The sequence below is a fragment of the Apilactobacillus intestinapis genome (assembly GCF_049166695.1).
Taxonomy (GTDB): domain Bacteria; phylum Bacillota; class Bacilli; order Lactobacillales; family Lactobacillaceae; genus Apilactobacillus; species Apilactobacillus kunkeei_C.
Window position 1 is genome coordinate 1 of the sequence record NZ_JBMHFD010000028.1, and the last position, 1774, is coordinate 1774.

A 1774-nucleotide genomic window follows, 5' to 3' on the forward strand; every position below is an offset into this window, starting at 1 on the left:
GGTAGATCTTTGAAAACTGAACAAGATTGATAATCGATGATGTGTAAGGAACTTACAACTTGGTTGTAAGAATTAAACATTGCGAAGTCAATTCGCTTATAAAATAACAATTTATTCAGAAGAGCTAAGTTAAGCTTTTCATCTTAAGATGAGAGTTTGATCCTGGCTCAGGACGAACGCTGGCGGCGTGCCTAATACATGCAAGTCGAACGAGCTCTCCTAAATTGATTTTATGCTTGCATAAATGATTTTTAGATTCGGAGCGAGTGGCGAACTGGTGAGTAACACGTGGGTAACCTGCCCCGAAGCGGGGGATAACATTTGGAAACAAATGCTAATACCGCATAATTAGTTGGAACCGCATGGTTCCAACTTGAAAGATGGCTCTGCTATCACTTTGGGATGGACCCGCGCCGTATTAGTTAGTTGGTGAGATAAAAGCCCACCAAGACGATGATACGTAGCCGACCTGAGAGGGTAATCGGCCACATTGGGACTGAGACACGGCCCAGACTCCTACGGGAGGCAGCAGTAGGGAATCTTCCACAATGGACGAAAGTCTGATGGAGCAACGCCGCGTGAGTGATGAAGGTTTTCGGATCGTAAAACTCTGTTGTTAAAGAAGAACAAGTGTTAGAGTAACTGTTAACACTTTGACGGTATTTAACCAGAAAGCCACGGCTAACTACGTGCCAGCAGCCGCGGTAATACGTAGGTGGCAAGCGTTGTCCGGATTTATTGGGCGTAAAGCGAGCGCAGGCGGTTTTGTAAGTCTGCTGTGAAAGCCCTCAGCTCAACTGAGGAAGTGCAGTGGAAACTACAAAACTTGAGTACAGAAGAGGAAAGTGGAACTCCATGTGTAGCGGTGAAATGCGTAGATATATGGAAGAACACCAGTGGCGAAGGCGGCTTTCTGGTCTGTTACTGACGCTGAGGCTCGAAAGCATGGGTAGCGAACAGGATTAGATACCCTGGTAGTCCATGCCGTAAACGATGAATACTAGGTGTTGGAGGGTTTCCGCCCTTCAGTGCCGCAGCTAACGCATTAAGTATTCCGCCTGGGGAGTACGACCGCAAGGTTGAAACTCAAAGGAATTGACGGGGGCCCGCACAAGTGGTGGAGCATGTGGTTTAATTCGATGCTACGCGAAGAACCTTACCAGCTCTTGACATCTTCTGCCAACCCAAGAGATTGGGCGTTCCCTTCGGGGACAGAATGACAGGTGGTGCATGGTTGTCGTCAGCTCGTGTCGTGAGATGTTGGGTTAAGTCCCGCAACGAGCGCAACCCTTATTATTAGTTGCCAGCATTTAGTTGGGCACTCTAGTGAGACTGCCGGTGATAAACCGGAGGAAGGTGGGGACGACGTCAAATCATCATGCCCCTTATGAGCTGGGCTACACACGTGCTACAATGGATGGTACAACGAGTCGCGAAACCGCGAGGTCAAGCTAATCTCTTAAAGCCATTCTCAGTTCGGATTGCAGGCTGCAACTCGCCTGCATGAAGTTGGAATCACTAGTAATCGTGGATCAGCATGCCACGGTGAATACGTTCCCGGGCCTTGTACACACCGCCCGTCACACCATGAGAGTTTGTAACACCCAAAGACGATGGGGTAACCTTTTAGGAGCTAGTCGTCTAAGGTGGGACAGATGATTAGGGTGAAGTCGTAACAAGGTAGCCGTAGGAGAACCTGCGGCTGGATCACCTCCTTTCTAAGGAAATTTCGGAAACTTACATTAGGTTCATCAATCTTATTCAGTTTTGAGAG

1 rRNA gene is annotated in these 1774 nt (G+C 48.2%); it reads left to right on the plus strand.

Annotated elements, in window-relative coordinates:
* Positions 1 to 144: 144 nt before the first annotated feature.
* Positions 145 to 1718, plus strand: a 16S ribosomal RNA gene (locus ACOMA7_RS07665).
* Positions 1719 to 1774: the final 56 nt, after the last annotated feature.